At 38.7% G+C, this 269-nt stretch carries 1 protein-coding gene; it reads left to right on the plus strand.

Annotated elements, in window-relative coordinates; translation table 11 throughout:
- Positions 1–269 (plus strand): hypothetical protein (locus Q4Q35_RS12485; RefSeq protein ID WP_303278317.1); only part of this gene is annotated, 269 nt, incomplete at both ends.

Below are 269 nucleotides of genomic sequence, written 5' to 3' on the forward strand. Positions count from 1 at the left end.
TTTGATTTTGAGAGTGCTACAGGAGGTAGTGGTGATGATATCACCGAGACCAAAGATGATATTACATTAACCTTAACCGGATCCCCTACTCTTGGGATAGGTACGGGAGGTTCTTTTGGTTCAACAGGTCAGATTGTTAGAACTTTAGGAGATACAAGTTCATTAACCTTTACATTTAGCGAAGCCGTAGATGTCAACTCCATTTTACCATTTAATATTTTTGGTCAAACGATAGATTATACCTTTACGCCAACAGGAGGTAGTAATTC

This window comes from Flavivirga aquimarina, assembly GCF_030540835.1.
GTDB classification, from domain to species: Bacteria; Bacteroidota; Bacteroidia; order Flavobacteriales; family Flavobacteriaceae; genus Flavivirga; species Flavivirga aquimarina.